General features: G+C 51.5%; 13 protein-coding genes. 10 read left to right on the top strand and 3 right to left on the bottom strand.

The features are described from left to right. Positions 1–238 precede the first annotated feature (238 nt). Together MUB23_RS17940 and cls are read left to right on the top strand one after the other, a co-directional pair. Positions 239–1,819: a S1C family serine protease gene (locus tag MUB23_RS17940; protein ID WP_244802132.1), complete on the top strand. Its 1,581-nt coding sequence runs from the start codon at positions 239–241 to the stop codon at positions 1,817–1,819. A 103-nt stretch (positions 1,820–1,922) separates the two neighbouring features. Beyond that, on the top strand, positions 1,923–3,455 hold the full coding sequence (gene cls / locus MUB23_RS17935) for a cardiolipin synthase (RefSeq protein ID WP_244802131.1): 1,533 nt from the start codon (positions 1,923–1,925) through the stop codon (positions 3,453–3,455). A 213-nt stretch (positions 3,456–3,668) separates the two neighbouring features. Here cls and MUB23_RS17930 read toward each other — a convergent pair whose 3' ends face one another. Both MUB23_RS17930 and MUB23_RS17925 read right to left on the bottom strand, forming a co-directional pair. Beyond that, positions 3,669–4,190, bottom strand: coding sequence for a DUF4364 family protein (locus MUB23_RS17930; RefSeq protein WP_244802130.1), 522 nt, complete (start codon positions 4,188–4,190; stop codon positions 3,669–3,671). A gap of 13 nt (positions 4,191–4,203) precedes the next feature. Beyond that, on the bottom strand, positions 4,204–5,352 hold the full coding sequence (locus MUB23_RS17925; RefSeq protein ID WP_244802129.1) for an NAD(P)-dependent malic enzyme: 1,149 nt from the start codon (positions 5,350–5,352) through the stop codon (positions 4,204–4,206). A 312-nt stretch (positions 5,353–5,664) separates the two neighbouring features. Here MUB23_RS17925 and rho point away from each other — a divergent pair, with 312 nt between their 5' ends. From rho to MUB23_RS17885, 8 genes are all read left to right on the top strand, one after another. Next, on the top strand, positions 5,665–7,587 hold the full coding sequence (gene rho, locus MUB23_RS17920) for a transcription termination factor Rho (protein WP_244802128.1): 1,923 nt from the start codon (positions 5,665–5,667) through the stop codon (positions 7,585–7,587). 171 nt (positions 7,588–7,758) lie between these two features. After that, positions 7,759–8,853: a VanZ family protein gene (locus MUB23_RS17915; RefSeq protein ID WP_244802127.1), complete on the top strand. Its 1,095-nt coding sequence runs from the start codon at positions 7,759–7,761 to the stop codon at positions 8,851–8,853. A 182-nt stretch (positions 8,854–9,035) separates the two neighbouring features. Continuing rightward, positions 9,036–9,242 carry a 50S ribosomal protein L31 gene (rpmE, locus tag MUB23_RS17910; RefSeq protein WP_244802126.1) on the top strand — a complete coding sequence of 69 codons (207 nt, stop codon included), beginning with the start codon at positions 9,036–9,038 and terminating at the stop codon, positions 9,240–9,242. Between the two features lie 167 nt (positions 9,243–9,409). Continuing rightward, the gene (locus MUB23_RS17905) at positions 9,410–10,381 is read left to right on the top strand and encodes a DUF1385 domain-containing protein (RefSeq protein ID WP_244802125.1); all 972 of its coding nucleotides are present in this window, start codon (positions 9,410–9,412) and stop codon (positions 10,379–10,381) included. Next, positions 10,378–11,217 (top strand): peptide chain release factor N(5)-glutamine methyltransferase, encoded by an 840-nt coding sequence (gene prmC, locus MUB23_RS17900; RefSeq protein ID WP_244802124.1) that lies wholly within the window; start codon positions 10,378–10,380, stop codon positions 11,215–11,217. The genes MUB23_RS17905 and prmC overlap by 4 nt, the downstream gene beginning before the upstream one ends. Beyond that, positions 11,211–12,284 carry a peptide chain release factor 1 gene (gene prfA / locus MUB23_RS17895; RefSeq protein WP_244802123.1) on the top strand — a complete coding sequence of 358 codons (1,074 nt, stop codon included), beginning with the start codon at positions 11,211–11,213 and terminating at the stop codon, positions 12,282–12,284. The genes prmC and prfA overlap by 7 nt, the downstream gene beginning before the upstream one ends. 13 nt (positions 12,285–12,297) lie before the next feature. Continuing rightward, the gene (locus MUB23_RS17890; RefSeq protein WP_244802122.1) at positions 12,298–12,609 is read left to right on the top strand and encodes a hypothetical protein; all 312 of its coding nucleotides are present in this window, start codon (positions 12,298–12,300) and stop codon (positions 12,607–12,609) included. Between the two features lie 83 nt (positions 12,610–12,692). Next, a complete protein-coding gene (locus MUB23_RS17885; protein ID WP_244802121.1) occupies positions 12,693–13,178 on the top strand; it encodes a VanZ family protein in 486 nt (161 codons plus the stop codon). 243 nt (positions 13,179–13,421) lie between these two features. On the opposite strand, the gene argS is transcribed toward MUB23_RS17885, so the two are convergent. Further along, positions 13,422–15,191: an arginine--tRNA ligase gene (argS, locus tag MUB23_RS17880; protein ID WP_244802120.1), complete on the bottom strand. Its 1,770-nt coding sequence runs from the start codon at positions 15,189–15,191 to the stop codon at positions 13,422–13,424. Between the last annotated feature and the right edge of the window lie 75 nt (positions 15,192–15,266).

Raw genomic sequence — 15,266 nt, 5'->3', positions numbered from 1 at the left:
AATTTCGGAATTTCGTAAAACAGAACTTCCGGGGAACTCTTCAAGGTTTTTTAACTGACTTTACACAAATTCATCACAAAAGCCTGCTAAACTCGAACCATAAACAATAAGGAAGAGCGAGGCAGGCTTTTCCGGTACCTGAATCAGATCCCCTAAAAAGCAGAGAAAAATTTCAATGCTTACCAGGGGCGGGCATTGCCCGTGAACGTACAAGATATCCTTGGAAGGAGTGACAGATATGAGCGAACAGTGGGAAAATGACAACCAGCAGAATCACGACAATGAGACGGTGCATCCTTACGTACCGCGTCAGGATGCCGGGCGTATGCAGGACAATACACAAGGCGGAACTTCCGCCGGAGCCGATTATCAAGGGGAGGGGATCTACCGTTATCAGAGCGGGGAGAAAACCTATACCAGCGACAGTACCTCCCATACTACGGCTTATTCTTATCAGAATCAAAACGGGAATGACAACGGCCAGCCTTACAATGGCCAATCTTATCAGAACCCTTATCGGAACGGTCAGGCCTACGGCGGCGGTCAGCCTCCGAAAAAACCGAAGAAGAAAAAACCTTGGGGGAAAATCATCGGCATCCCGGTGGGCATTGTTTTAGTCTGTGCGATTATTGGCGGGGCAGCCTGGGGGATCGGCCGTCTGATGGGCGGAGACGAAGGACCGCAAGTAGCCCAGGGCACAACGACGGAGGCGGGGAGCACAAAGAGCCCGGAAACCCCGGCGGCAGAATCTGCAATTCCCACCGGCCAGGTCAAGAGCAATGGCAGCGGCCAGGCAACCGTGACGGATGCTTCCGATGTGGTGGAAGCCAGTATGCCTTCGGTCGTCGCCATCACCAGCACGATTATTTACAATAACTACAGCGACTATTACGGCTATTTTTACGGCCAGAACGGCGGTCAGAAAGAAGTGACCGGAGCAGGTTCCGGCATCATCATCGGGGATAACGGCACAGAGCTTTGGATTGTGACCAACAACCATGTGGTGGCGGATTCCGAGTCCCTGAAAGTGACATTTAATGACGGCACCACGGTGGACGCCTATATTAAGGGTACTGACTCCGAAAACGATCTGGCTGTGGTCGGCGTATCCATGGATTCCTTGAGCGAGGAAACGAAAAATTCCATCACGAAGATGGAACTGGGAGATTCGGATGCCCTGCGTCTTGGCCAGGGAGTCATTGCCATCGGAAATGCACTTGGGCTTGGCCAGTCGGTCAGCACCGGCGTCATCAGCGCCGTTGACCGTGAGATCCAGATGAGCGACGGATCTTCGCTGAATCTGCTTCAGACCGATGCGGCGATCAACCCCGGCAACAGCGGCGGCGCCCTGATCGATATGAACGGCAAACTGATCGGCATCAATGTGGCGAAGTATTCGGACAATGAGGTAGAGGGAATGGGCTTTGCGATTCCGATCTCCAAAGCGAAGGATATCATTGAAGAGCTATCTGCCAAGGAGCCTCGCCAGAAGGTATCGGATGATCAGTATCCCTACCTGGGAGTACAGCTGAAAGACCTTTCCAGCAATTATACGTCTGCCTATGGAATTCCCAGCGGCGTCCTGGTTTACTCCGTGGAGGAAGGAAGCCCGGCGGCGGAGGGCGGTCTCCAGACACAGGATATTATCACCGGATTTGAAGGCGAGAAGATTTCTACCTACGATGACTTGAATAAGCAGCTGGCCTACTATTCCGGCGGCACGACGGTAACCATTACGGTACAGCGCCTGGAAAAAGGACAGTACGTCGAGAAGGAGCTCAGCGTTACATTGGGGCTCAAATCGGATTATCAGAATTAACAGATAACTGAATGAAAATGGGGCGGATCCACCGAGGATACCGCTCCTTTTTTCTTGCAAAATAAAACAGAATCCGCTATACTAGCCCTAGCGAGGTGGAAAAATGAAAAAGGTTCTGAATAAAATTTTTTCGCGAATTTTAATTGTCGGATGCCTGATCGCTTTGCAGGCGGCCTGGTTCTTGGTTTTCATGTACCGGTTGACGGATTATTCGATGATTGCGAATCTGATTTTAAAACTGATCAGCGTAGCTGCGGTGATTCAGTTGGTCAGCACGGATATGAATTCTGATTCGAAGCTGGCTTGGACTGTCCCGATCCTGCTGTTCCCTCTGTTGGGCGGTCTGATGTATCTGCTATTTTATCAGAGAAAACCGACAAAGGGGCTGCGCACAAAACTGGAAGCGGCGGCGGACCGGGTGCGCCCTCTCGTTCCTTCTGGCCATGAAATTTTGAACCGGACGGCGAAGGAAAACAAAATTGCGGCGGGCCAGATGCGGTATTTGCAGCAGATCGCCGGATACGTGCCGTTTGAGGACACGGAAGCGGAATATTTCCCGTCGGGCGAGGCTGGATTTCCGACCATGCTGGAGGAACTAAGAAAAGCGGAACACTTCATTTTTCTGGAGTATTTTATCATCCGGGAAGGGGAGATGTGGGGAAAGGTCCATGAAATTCTGAAAGAAAAGGCAGAAGCCGGGCTGGATGTGCGGGTTATCTATGATGATGTCGGAAGCCTGACCTATCTGCCCTTTGCGTACCGGGAACAGATGGAACAGGAAGGCATCCGCTGCGAAGCCTTCAACCGTTTTGTTCCGTTCTTGTCGGTGGTGATGAACCACAGGGATCACAGGAAGATTCTGGTTATCGATGGACACACCGGTTTTTCCGGCGGGATTAATCTGGGAGATGAGTATATCAACGTAACCAGCGAATACGGCTATTGGAAGGACAATGTGATTCTGCTTCGCGGGGAAGGCGTCTGGGGTCTGACCGTGATGTTTCTGTCAATGTGGAACGGGATCCGCCCTACCGATGAACATTTTGAGCAGTACCTTCCCCACACCTATCATCCGGAGCCTTTTACGGGAAAGGGGGTTGTGCAGCCCTACAGCGACTCCCCGTTGGACGATGAGAATGTGGGGGAGAATGTCTATCTGAATATGATTCACGGCGCCCAGGAATCGTTGGAGATCTTAAACCCTTATGTGGTGCTGGATGATCAGCTGGTAACCGCTCTCTGCCTTGCCGCCAAGCGCGGCGTGGATGTGCGTTTGATCATTCCGGCCGTATCGGACCACAAGATTATCGGCTGGGTGGCGGAGTCCTATTTTCCGCATTTGATGCGGCAGGGCGTAAAGATCTACTGTTATCAGCCGGGTTTTCTTCATGCGAAGGTGTTTTTCTGTGATGGAAAACTGGCGACGGTCGGCACCGTGAATTTGGATTATCGGAGCCTTTATCACCATTTTGAATGTGGGATTCTTCTTTACGACACGCCGTGCCTTGCGCAGATTAAAGCGGATATTGAGGATACTTACAGACACAGTACGGCTCTGACGCTGGATACCATCAAACACGGCACGATGATCCGGCTGGTGCAGAAACTTCTGCGGATTTTTGCACCGCTGATTTGATGCGAGCGGCTTTCCTCCATAAGGAGGAGCTTTCCCTTCGGCGGAGTTCAGCAGCCTACATACGGAAAATTCAAAACCGGAGATTTTGTCCGCCTTTTTGCAAGGCGGCAAAATCTCCGGTTTTTTTATTTCTGAGAGTTCCTTTCCAGCGATTAGAACCCTGGTTAAAGATCGGTACACTTGGACAAAACACAAAAAATCGCCGCCCGCATTCTACTCTTTCAGCAGCTCCTTCATCAGAAACGCATAAATCGTCTGATTCGCTTCCTGCCACCGGTCGCACATCAGCTCGGCCTGATCCTCGCTGGGTACAGCCAGCTCCAGCTTGATCAAGGTGCTTTTTCCTTCGCGGACTTCGCACTCCACCATGAAATCCCCTGCGGTGGACTTGTAGTAATCGGCCACGATGCCCACCTCATTGCGCAGGCGGATTTTATTTTCCTTTAAAAACTTATCCATGTCCTCGATGATGCCTTCCGAGATACTGTTGCCGAAATAGACCAGGGTCTCCTCGCCTTCCCGTGTGATTTCATAGCGGGAACTATTGCGGATCACTTCCTGGGTCATCAAATGAGCCTCTAAAAGATCGTTCAGCGCTTCCTGGAGAGTAAAATATGTGGTGTACTCTTTTTCCAGAAAAAACTCGGAAAGCTGAGAGTTGGACAATGGAAACTTAGCCTGTTTCAACAGGTATAAGATCATCAGCTTATACAAAGTCAAGGGATCTGAAAGCATGGCGGCTCTCCTTCTAAATGTAGCGTTTGACGGCTTGGCTTACGATCTCGGATACTTGGGGATCAAATGCCTCCGGAAGAATAAAATCATCCGACAGTTTTTCATCCGGAACCAGGCTTGCGATCGCCTCGGCGGCAGCCAGTTTCATCTCTTCGGTAATCGCGGTCGCTCTGCCCTCCAGGGCGCCTTTGAAGATACCCGGGAAAATCACAACGTTATTGACCTGGTTCGGAAAATCGCTCCGGCCGGTGCCGATGATCCGGGCTCCGCCCGCCTTTGCCTCATCGGGCATGATTTCCGGAATCGGATTGGCCATGGCAAAGATGACGGCGTCCCTATTCATGGTTTGTACCATTTCTTTCGTCACAATGCCGGGGGCGGAGACACCGATCAATATGTCCGCGCCTTTCATGGCGTCCGCCAGCGTGCCGGTCTTGCCTTCCAGATTGGTGACTTCCATCATTTTTTCCTGCATCCAGTTTAGCCCTTCCGCTCCCTTGTGCAGGATTCCGCTCTTATCGCACATGGTAATATGGGCAAAACCGTAGCGAAGCAGCAGCTTGGTGATGGCCACGCCTGCGGATCCGGCGCCGTTGACGACGATCCGGCAGTCTTCTTTTTTCTTTCCGGTGATGCGCAGGCTGTTGATGACGCCGGCCAGGACGACAATCGCGGTACCATGCTGGTCATCATGGAACACTGGGATATCCAGGCGTTCTTTCAGCCTCTCCTCGATTTCAAAACAGCGGGGGGCCGCAATATCTTCCAGGTTGATTCCGCCAAAGACCGGGGCGATCCGAACGACGGTCTCGACAATCTCGTCCACGTCCTGGGTATCCAGACAGATGGGAAAGGCGTTGACTCCGCCAAATTCTTTGAAGAGTACGCATTTGCCTTCCATAACCGGGATGGAGGCGGCTGCGCCGATGTTTCCGAGTCCAAGCACAGCGCTTCCGTCAGAGACAACTGCAATGGTATTTTGTTTGATGGTGTATCGATAAACGGATTCCGGGTCGCGGGCAATCACGCGGCAGGGTTCGGCGACGCCGGGGGTGTAGGCCAGAGACATGGCCTCGCGGGAATCTACTTTCAATTTTGCAGTAGTGTCTAATTTTCCTTTCCATTGTTCGTGCAGTGCAAGGGCTTTTTCATCCAAAGTCATAGCTGTTCTTTTCCTTCTTTCTAGGTGTAATACAACGTTTGGATACATCATAGCAATTTCTTTGGGCGAAATCAAGAAAATCTTAAAAAATAGGTTAGGAATGGTGGAAGTGGGATGGCGGGCTGTGCTGTCCGCAGCGCACAAGCGAGATTCCGCTGCGCTGCTTGTAGCTTAAAAAAGATCTTCCTATTTTTTCGAGGATGTGCTAAGATAATATTATGTTCTAGTGTAGATCTAACCTAATGAGAAAAGATTCAAAGCATTCTGAATTTCTTTCCCCCGAAATATTATCAAATTAGAGGAGCTTAATATATGCAGGAAAATTATCTGGAAAAATCGTTGGCGGAGCTGCGGGAGCTTGCGAAGGGGAGGGGGCTGAAAGGCGTCAGCGGACTTCGCAAGAACGATCTGGCAGAGGCTTTGACGCGCTCCGACGCAGAGCGCAGGCCAAAGGAATCCGCTGCCGGACCGGCGCCTTCTGCCGGCGGTTCTGCCCCGGCGGGACAGAATGCAGCTTCGTCGGCTGCGCAAAACGCAGGCCAGAATACGGCAAGGACGCAGAATTCCATGCGGATGGTGCGCCGCCCTCAGAATGCAGCCGGATCATCCGGGCGTTCCACGCGGCATTTCGAACCATCCCAGCAGAGAGGCCACGCGGGATCGCAGCGGAGCGAAAACGGAAATTACAGTTCCCGCAATGAAAATGCAAGAGGAAATTCCCGCAGTGAAAATGAGGGAAATTCCTCCCGCTATGACAACGGGAGAAATTCTTCTCACAACGAAAGCGAGTCCGCGTCCTCCCGATATGAAAGCGGAAGAAACAATAACCGCACAGAAAACGAAGGGAGCGGTTCCCGCTACAATAATTCCCGCAGCGAAAATGAAGGATACGTTCCGCGCGGAGAAAACGGAAGAAATAATTTCCGCAGTGATAATGAAGGAAACGGTTCCCGGAACGAGAGCGCAAGATACGGTTCCCGCGGGGAAGGGGAGGGATATGGCGCCCAATCCGAATCCAGCGGAACCTTTTCCCGCAGCGAGGCCTATGCTTCCAGAGCGGAGGAGGAGACCTACCCTCGCCCTGCGGCTATCGATGATATCAGCGTGCTGGACAGCGGAGAGTCGGCCAATGGAATTCTTGAAGTGATGCCGGACGGCTTTGGGTTTATCCGCTGCGAAAATTATCTGCCCGGTGAAAATGATATCTATGTATCCCCTTCTCAAATCCGCCGGTTCAATATGAAAACCGGGGACATCATCAGCGGTTCGATCCGGATTAAAACCGGACAAGAAAAATTTGCGGCCCTGCTCTTTGTGAAGTCGATCAATGGGGAGCATCCTTCGGTGGCGGAGAAACGGAAGAATTTTGAGGATCTGACGCCGATATTCCCCAATTCCCGGCTTCATCTGGAAACCCTCGGCGGCAAGCTGCCGATGCGGGTGGTGGATTTGCTCTGCCCGATCGGAAAAGGGCAGCGCGGTATGATCGTTTCACCGCCCAAGGCAGGAAAAACAACTCTGTTGAAGCAGGTGGCAAAGGCGATTACGATGAATCACCCGGAGATGCACCTGATCATTTTGCTGATTGATGAGCGGCCGGAGGAAGTGACGGATATGAAAGAATCCATCACCGGAGAAAATGTGGAAGTGATCTATTCCACTTTTGACGAGCTGCCAGAGCATCATAAGCGGGTTTCCGAGATGGTGCTGGGCCGCGCAAAACGCTTAGTGGAGCACGGCAGGGACGTTATCATTCTGCTGGACAGCATTACGCGGCTGGCGCGCGCTTATAACCTGACGGTGGCGCCCAGCGGCCGGACTTTATCCGGCGGCCTGGATCCGGCGGCCCTGCATATGCCGAAACGGTTCTTCGGCGCCGCCCGAAATATGAGGGAAGGCGGAAGTTTAACCGTTCTGGCCACGGCTCTTGTGGATACAGGAAGCCGGATGGACGACGTGGTCTTCGAGGAATTCAAGGGGACCGGCAATATGGAACTGGTTCTGGACCGGAAGCTGTCGGAAAAGAGAATCTTCCCTGCAATCGATTTGATGAAATCCGGCACCCGAAGAGATGACCTTCTTTTAAGCAGGGAAGAGTATGAGGCGGTTTATATTTTGAGAAAGGCCCTCAATGGGATGAAATCCGAGGAAGCCGTCGAGCATATTTTAGATCTCTTCGCCCGGACGAAAAACAATCGGGAATTCGTTCAGATGGCAAAAAAAATCCGCTTTTAGGGCTTTAAATTAACCGGGATAGCGGAGCAATAGGCTGGAGCCAAATTAATATAACAGGTATTGTGACAAAAGAGTAAGCGAAATGTAAGGTAAAGTTAAGGCAATCCTTCCTCAGATTTTTTATAATAGGGACAGATAAAGAAATTTGTTCTGATCGGAGGAGGCGGTAAAATGTCAAATTTGTTCATCGCTTTAAAAGCGGCAATGATCTGGTTCCCGGTTCTTTCCGCACTGTTCACGATTCCGTATATTTTGGTGCAGTATAAAAAATATGGCTCGATTCCGATGATCCGGACCATTGTCGTGTATTCGTTCATTCTGTATTTGATGGTGGTATATTTTCTGGTCATCCTGCCTTTGCCTGCCATCGGTTCGGTGAAGCCGGTTCATACCATGCAGTTGGTTCCGTTCCAGTTTGTCCAGGATTTTATGCGGGAGACAAGCCTGGTGATTACGGATCCTGGAACGTATGTCAAGGCGCTGACGGAACGCGGGGTAACGCAAGTGGTGTTTAATGTGCTGATGTTTGTCCCGTTCGGCGTGTATCTGCGCTATTATTTCCGGTGCTCGCTGAAAAAAACAATTACTATCAGTTTCCTGTTCACTCTGTTTTTGGAACTGACGCAGTTGACCGGGCTTTATGGCATCTATCCGGGAAGTTACCGGGTTTTTGATGTGGATGATCTGATGCTGAATACCTGCGGCGGCTGGATTGGTTATGGCCTGGCCCCTCTCTTTGCCGCTTTTGTTCCCAGCCGGGAACAGGTGGACCAGATGGCCTACCAAAACAGCGGGCGTGTGACTATATTTCGCCGGCTGACGGCTTTTGTGATCGACTGCACGCTGTTTTTGTTCATTGCTGTGGCAGGGCAGCTGGTCAGCCTCGGAAGCCTGGGAGCACTGATTGGCAAGCCTTTGTATTTCCTGGCGCTGGCTGCTGTCTATTTTGTGGCGCTTCCTTGGGCAATGGGAAGTCAGACGCCCGGTAAACGCGCGGTGCACATTGAGGTGGTGGGGGAGGACGGCGAACCGGCCGGCGCGATTCAGTACGGGATCCACTATGGCTTGCTATTGGTCACCGGACTGCTTGGAATTCTGGCGGTGCCGCTTTTCATCATTGAAACAGTGCTGATCAAAACCGGGGTGATGGAGGATTATTGCCACTGCCGTTTCAGCCATACCCGGCTGGTTAATCAGGGGCATGAGGCTGAACAGGAAAAAAAGCGCCGTCCCCTGTTTCCGGAGGCCGGCCGAAGAGCGGTATAAGGAGGAAAATGGCAAATTTTCGGTAGTTTTTCGGCAGAAAATGCGGTACTAAGTCTTGCATTTGTGAAGGGACTATGCTATAATATCTTTCGCTGTCCTTCTTGACAGCGGAAGTCTGTAAAAAAACAGGGGCAGGGCGCAACTGCTCCGCCCATTAAAATAGGAATAGAGAGGTGAACGATATGCGGGAAAACATTCAGCCCAAATACTATCAGGCAAAGGTAACTTGCAACTGCGGAAATGAGTTCGTGACCGGTTCCACGAAGCAGGAGATCCATGTGGAAGTTTGCTCCAAATGCCATCCTTACTACACCGGACAGCAGAAGGCAGCGGCGGCTCGCGGCAGAATCGACAAATTCAACCGCAAGTACGGCATTACGAACGATTAAGATCTTACCAGGATTACAAAGCAATCATGGAGAAGCCCGGCAGCGGCGTAAAAGATTTGCCGGAGGCGGGCGGATGGATCATGATTGGACATGCAGAAAGGTTGAGGTTTGGGGGTTCCCGGAAGCCTCAGCCTTTTTCTGTTATCGCGTTAGCAGGAGGGCGAAATATGAAATCATCCGGAATTGGCGGCCAAGCGGTTCTCGAAGGTATTATGATGAAAAACGGGGACAAGTATGCGGTGGCTGTGAGGAAACCGGACCAGGAAATTGCACTGGAGATTCAGGAGTATCCGGGCATCACAAAAGGAAGGCGTTGGATGGATATTCCGTTTCTAAGAGGGATTTTCCGGTTCGTTGATTCCTTGGTGCTCGGAATGAAGTGTCTGACCTATTCTGCCAGTTTTTATGACGAGGAAGAGGAGCAAAAGCCGGAGAAAAAATCTTTTCTGGAACGGCACCTGACCGCAGAGCAGCTGGATAAACTGATGATGACCGTGGCGGTGGTAGCGGCGATTGCACTGTCGATCGGCATCTTTATGGTGCTGCCGGTGGCGGCAGCCAATTTATTCCGCCATGTGACGGATTCCTCCTTTTTGATTGCTCTTTTAGAGGGGGTGATCCGCATGGTGATCTTCATTTCCTATGTGGCGCTGATTGCGTTGATGAAAGATATCAAGAGGACCTATATGTACCACGGTGCCGAGCACAAATGTATCAACTGCATTGAGCATGGCCTGCCTCTGAATGTGGAGAATGTGCGAAAGAGCTCCAAGGAGCATAAGCGCTGCGGGACTAGTTTTTTGCTGCTAGTGATGGTGATTAGTATCCTTGTATTTATGTTTCTGCGGATCGACAATATCTGGCTGCGGATGCTGAGCCGTGTCCTTTTGGTTCCGTTTATTGCAGGGGTTGCCTATGAATTCATCCGGCTGGCCGGAAGCAGCGAGAACTGTGTGGTGAATGCTTTGAGCCGTCCGGGACTGTGGCTGCAGGGTTTAACCACCAAGGAGCCGGAGGACGACATGATCGAGGTGGCGATCCGGGCCGTGGAGGCTGTGTTTGACTGGAAGGCGTATGAGGCGGAGGAATTTGGCCTGGCGTTTCCGGAAGAAAAACAAATTGCGGAGGCCGCGCCGTGACTTGCCGGGAGCGGCTGACGGCGGGGACCGCCAGGCTCCGGCGTGCCGGCGTGCCGGAGGCGGATTGGGATGCCTTTTGCCTTTGGGAGGCGGCGTCGGGGATGGACCGCGGCCGCTATTTGATGGAGCAGAATGAGGAGCCGGATCCGGGGTGGGTCCGGTCCTTTGAACAAATGCTGGAAAAAAGGGAAAAAAGAGTGCCTTTACAGCATATCTTAGGGACGACGGAGTTTCTGGGACTGACTTTCCGGGTAAACCGGGATGTACTGGTGCCCCGGCCGGATACGGAGGTACTGGCGGAGCAAGTGCTGAAAGATTTTCCGGACGGCAAAGGAAGGCGGCTTTTGGATATGTGCACCGGCTCTGGTTGCCTGGCAGTGGGTTTGGCGGCGCTGGGGCATTTTCAGGTGACGGCCTGTGATCTTTCCGGCGCGGCGCTTGCTGTGGCGAGAGAGAATGCGGATAAAAATGGGTGTAAGATTTCTTTTTATCAGGGAGATCTGTTCGAAGCCCTGCCGCCTCAAAAATTTGATGTGATTGTCTCAAACCCACCCTACATTCCCAACGGGGAGCTTTCTGGCTTGATGCCGGAGGTGCGGGATTTTGATCCGAGGATGGCGCTGGACGGACGGGAAGACGGACTGTATTTTTACCGGAGGCTGGCGGAGGAAGGAAAAGAATTTTTAGCGTCCGGAGGACGGATTTACTGGGAGATCGGATGGAATCAGGCGGATGCAGTGAAGGAAATTCTGAAAAAAGCAGGTTATCTTGGCCTGCGGATCATACCGGATCTGGCAGGAAATGATAGAGTGGTAACAGGAGAATGGACATGTTAGATCGATTGGAAGATATTCTGATTCACTATGAGGAGCTTGAGGCCGAGCTCTCCACACCGGACGTAACGTCCGATCCGAAACGTTTTCGTAAGCTGATGAAAGAGCAGAACGATCTTTTGCCTTTAGTGGAAGCTTACCGGGCCTATAAAAAAGCGAAACGGGACGCGGAAGACAGTCTGGCGATTCTGGATGAAGAAAAAGACGAAGAGATGCGGGATTTGGCAAAAGAGGAATTGACGGAAGCGAAAAAGCAGATGGAACAGTTGGAACAGGAGATTCGCATCTTGCTTTTGCCGAAGGATCCCAATGACGATAAAAACGTAATCATGGAAATCCGCGCCGGTGCGGGCGGCGATGAGGCGGCTTTGTTTTCCGCCGAGCTTTACCGGATGTACAGCCGGTTCGCCGAGCGGAACCGTTGGAAAGTGGAGCTGATCAGCGTCAATGAGAACGGCATCGGCGGTTTTAAAGAAGCGGTCTTTATGATCAGCGGGCAGGGCGCTTATTCCAAATTGAAATATGAGAGCGGAGTCCATCGGGTCCAGCGGGTGCCGGAGACCGAGAGCGGCGGACGGATTCACACTTCTACCAGTACGGTGGCGGTCATGCCGGAGGCGGAAGAGGTCGATGTGGAGATCGATATGAACGACTGCAAGTTTGACGTATTCCGCGCTTCCGGAAACGGAGGCCAATGCGTCAATACGACAGACTCTGCCGTGCGTCTGACTCACCTTCCTACTGGGATTGTGATTTCCTGCCAGGATGAAAAATCCCAGTTAAAGAATAAGGATAAAGCATTGAAGGTGCTGCGCTCCCGTCTTTTGGATCTGGAACGCCAGAAAAAACAGGATGCCGAAGCCGCGGAGCGGCGCAGCCAGATCGGTACCGGGGACCGTTCGGAGAAAATCCGGACCTACAATTTCCCTCAGGGCCGTGTCACCGAACACCGGATTAAGCTGACTCTATATAAGATTGACGCGGTCATGGACGGAGACCTGTTCGAAATTTTGGACAGTCTGATTGCAGCGGACCAGTCAGCGAAACTGTCCAGTATGCAGGAAAACTAAGGAGAAGAGGAAAATGGCACAATTTTTGGAGACGGCAATGTTGATTCTTTTTGGATGCTCCTGGCCGTTTAATATTGTGAAATCCATCCGCTCCCGTACGGCAAAAGGCCGCAGCGCTGGTTTTATGTATTTGATTATGCTGGGATATCTGTGCGGGATTGCATCTAAGATTGCAGCGGGAAATGTGACCTATGTGGTTGCCTTCTATGTTCTGGATTTGGTGATGGTGATGATCGACTGCACCTTGTATTGGAGAAACCGCCGGCTGGACGCTCAGGCAGAGCGGGAAGCGTGCGGTGCTGCGGGACATGGTCCGAAACAGTGACTAGGGGCACCAAGGTGCGCCGGATTGCAGAGACGGCCAACCCCAAAGAGACCGGTTTGTTTTTGCGGGAGCTGTGAAGCAGAATGAAAAAAAGAAAGAAGCAAGTATTCCACTGGTTTTTATGGGCCGCGTTTTTGTTTTATCTGCTGGCCTTGGTGGATCTGATTATTTTTAAGTACAGTGGGGCAAGGACCAGGGAAATTCTGTCTCACTGGAGTGTGGATGCCGTGCGCGCTCATGCCGAAACGGCTAACTACACTCCCTTTCGGATGATCCAGTTGTATTTGCGGCACTGGGAAAAAATCCCGAAGCTGGCCTTTGCCAATTTGGTGTACAATGTGACTGCGTTTTTTCCCTTCGGTATTCTAGTCCCCATGCTGCGCCGCGGGCGCCGCTACCTGATTCCCACTGTATTGGGAGCATTCCTATTTTCTCTGTTTTTAGAAACCGTTCAGCTCGTTACACTGCTGGGAGAATTCGACGTAGACGACATGATCCTAAACACACTGGGAGCCGTAATCGGAATGATCGGATACGCTATAGTAAAGAAACTGTGGAATGAAAAATAGCTGCGAAGCAGATATTTTTGCCCAAACGGAGCAAAGCGGAGTTCGGGCTCCCCGTCCTTTTTTATGGAGCGACGGAGGAGCGCAATAAAAAATAGCTGCGAAGCAGATATTTTTGCCCAAACGGAGCAAAGCGGAGTTCGGACTTCCCGCCCTTTTTATGGAGCGGCGAAGGAGCGCAATAAAAAATAGCCGCACCTCTGCGTAGGCGGCTATTTTTTCAAAGTTTAAATTCTTAAAAAGCACTTACATCTTTTCCGGTGCATCAAATCCCAAAAGTCCAATACAGTCGGCCAGAACCGCCAGTGTAGCGGAGAGCAGCGCGATCCAGCCATTTTGTTTTTCCCGGTCCTCTTCACCAATAATCTTTGTCTCATGGTAAAACTTATTAAAGGAATTGGAGACTTCATAAATATACTGGCACAGGCGGTGAGGAGCAATTTCCTCGCAGGCCGCCGCGATCACATCATTGGCACGGGCCAGGAGAAGCTGCAAATCTTTTTCACTGCCGCTCTCAGCCGCACGGAGCGTCTCCGGAAGCGTTTCGGAGGGTTCCGACGCTTTGTATTTCGCCAGGATGGATTTAATCCGGACCATGGTGTAGAGAATATACGGCCCGGTATTTCCTTCAAAAGAGGTGAACCGCTCTACGTCAAAGACATAATCTTTAGTAGCCTGGTTGGACAGGTCTCCGTATTTTAGCGCGGCCAGGCCAATGATCTGAGAAATCCCGCGGGCCTCTTCTTCGGATATTTCACGGTTTTCCATGATTCTGGCGTATACGGCCTCATTGATATCGCTGATCAGATGCTCCAGACGCATGACGCCGCCCTCACGGGTCTTGAAGGGCTTGCCGTCCTTTCCATTCATCGTTCCAAAGCCAAGAAAAGTCAGCTTTGTCTCCGGACGGATAATCCCCGCTTTTCGGGCGGTGCGGAACACCTGGGTAAAGTGCATATCCTGACGCTTGTCCACCACATAGAGAACCTCATCGGGATGGTATAACTTTTCCCGCTCGACGAGTGTGGCCAGATCCGTGGTGGCATAGAGGGAAGCTCCGTCGGATTTCTGTACGATACAGGGCGGAATTTCCTTGGAGTCGGAATCTTCCTTTACATCGACCACCAGGGCTCCCTGGCTTTCATGGAGGAGGCCGTCGTCCTTCATCTTTTGAATCATGTCCGGAATATAGGGCTGCGCATCGCTTTCCCCTTTCCAGACGTCAAAATCCACTTTCAGACGAGCATAATTCTTTTTCAAATCCGAGATGGAAACTTTTAAAATATGGCGGAAAATCGCCTGATAGCCGCGGTTTCCTTTTTGCAGTTTCACGGTCGCGTCATGGGCTGCTTTGGCGAAAACTTCATCCTCCTTTGCCTTGGCACTTGCCGTAGGATAGATTTCTTCCAGATCGGAGATGGTAAAGGGAGGCTCAGACGGATATTCTCCGGTATAGGACTCGTCAAAATAAGGAAGCTCCGGATGGCGAGACCGCGTTTCCTCAATGATCAGTCCCATCTGCAGGCCCCAGTCTCCAAGATGCACATCTCCAATGACCTGATAACCATTATAACGGTAGATCCGCTTCAAACTTTCCCCAATGATTGCCGCGCGGAGGTGTCCGACGTGGAGCGGCTTCGCTACGTTGGGGCCGCCGTAGTCAATGACAACGGTTTTTCCCTGTCCGGCGGGCTCGCAGCCTAATTGCCCTTCTTGGTTCATCTGATTCAGATACCCGGACAGAAAGCTGCCGGAAAGCTTTAGGTTCAAAAATCCGGGGGCAACGGCAGCGGCCTCCAAAAACATCGGATGTCCCTGCAGATGTTCGGCCACGGCGGAAGCGATCTGAATCGGCGCTTTATGATAGGTCTTGGCAGCTGCCAATGCTCCGTTGCACTGATATTCACATAAATCTGGGCGGTTGGACAGGCTGACTTTGGCAAAACGGGATTCATATCCGCATGCCTCAAACGCCTCCTCCATCACTGCCGTAATTTGTTTTAATATGGTTTTCATAAATCCTCCAGGTAATATACTCGGTTTTTCTTATCATGCCTCACAAACGGCGGATATAAACTATGAACCAGTTTA

Origin of the sequence: Cuneatibacter sp. NSJ-177 (assembly GCF_022867805.1) — a bacterium.
Taxonomy (GTDB): Bacteria; Bacillota; Clostridia; order Lachnospirales; family Lachnospiraceae; genus Pseudolachnospira.
Note: the sequence above shows the minus strand (reverse complement) of the source record. Positions and strands in the feature narration are given on the sequence as shown.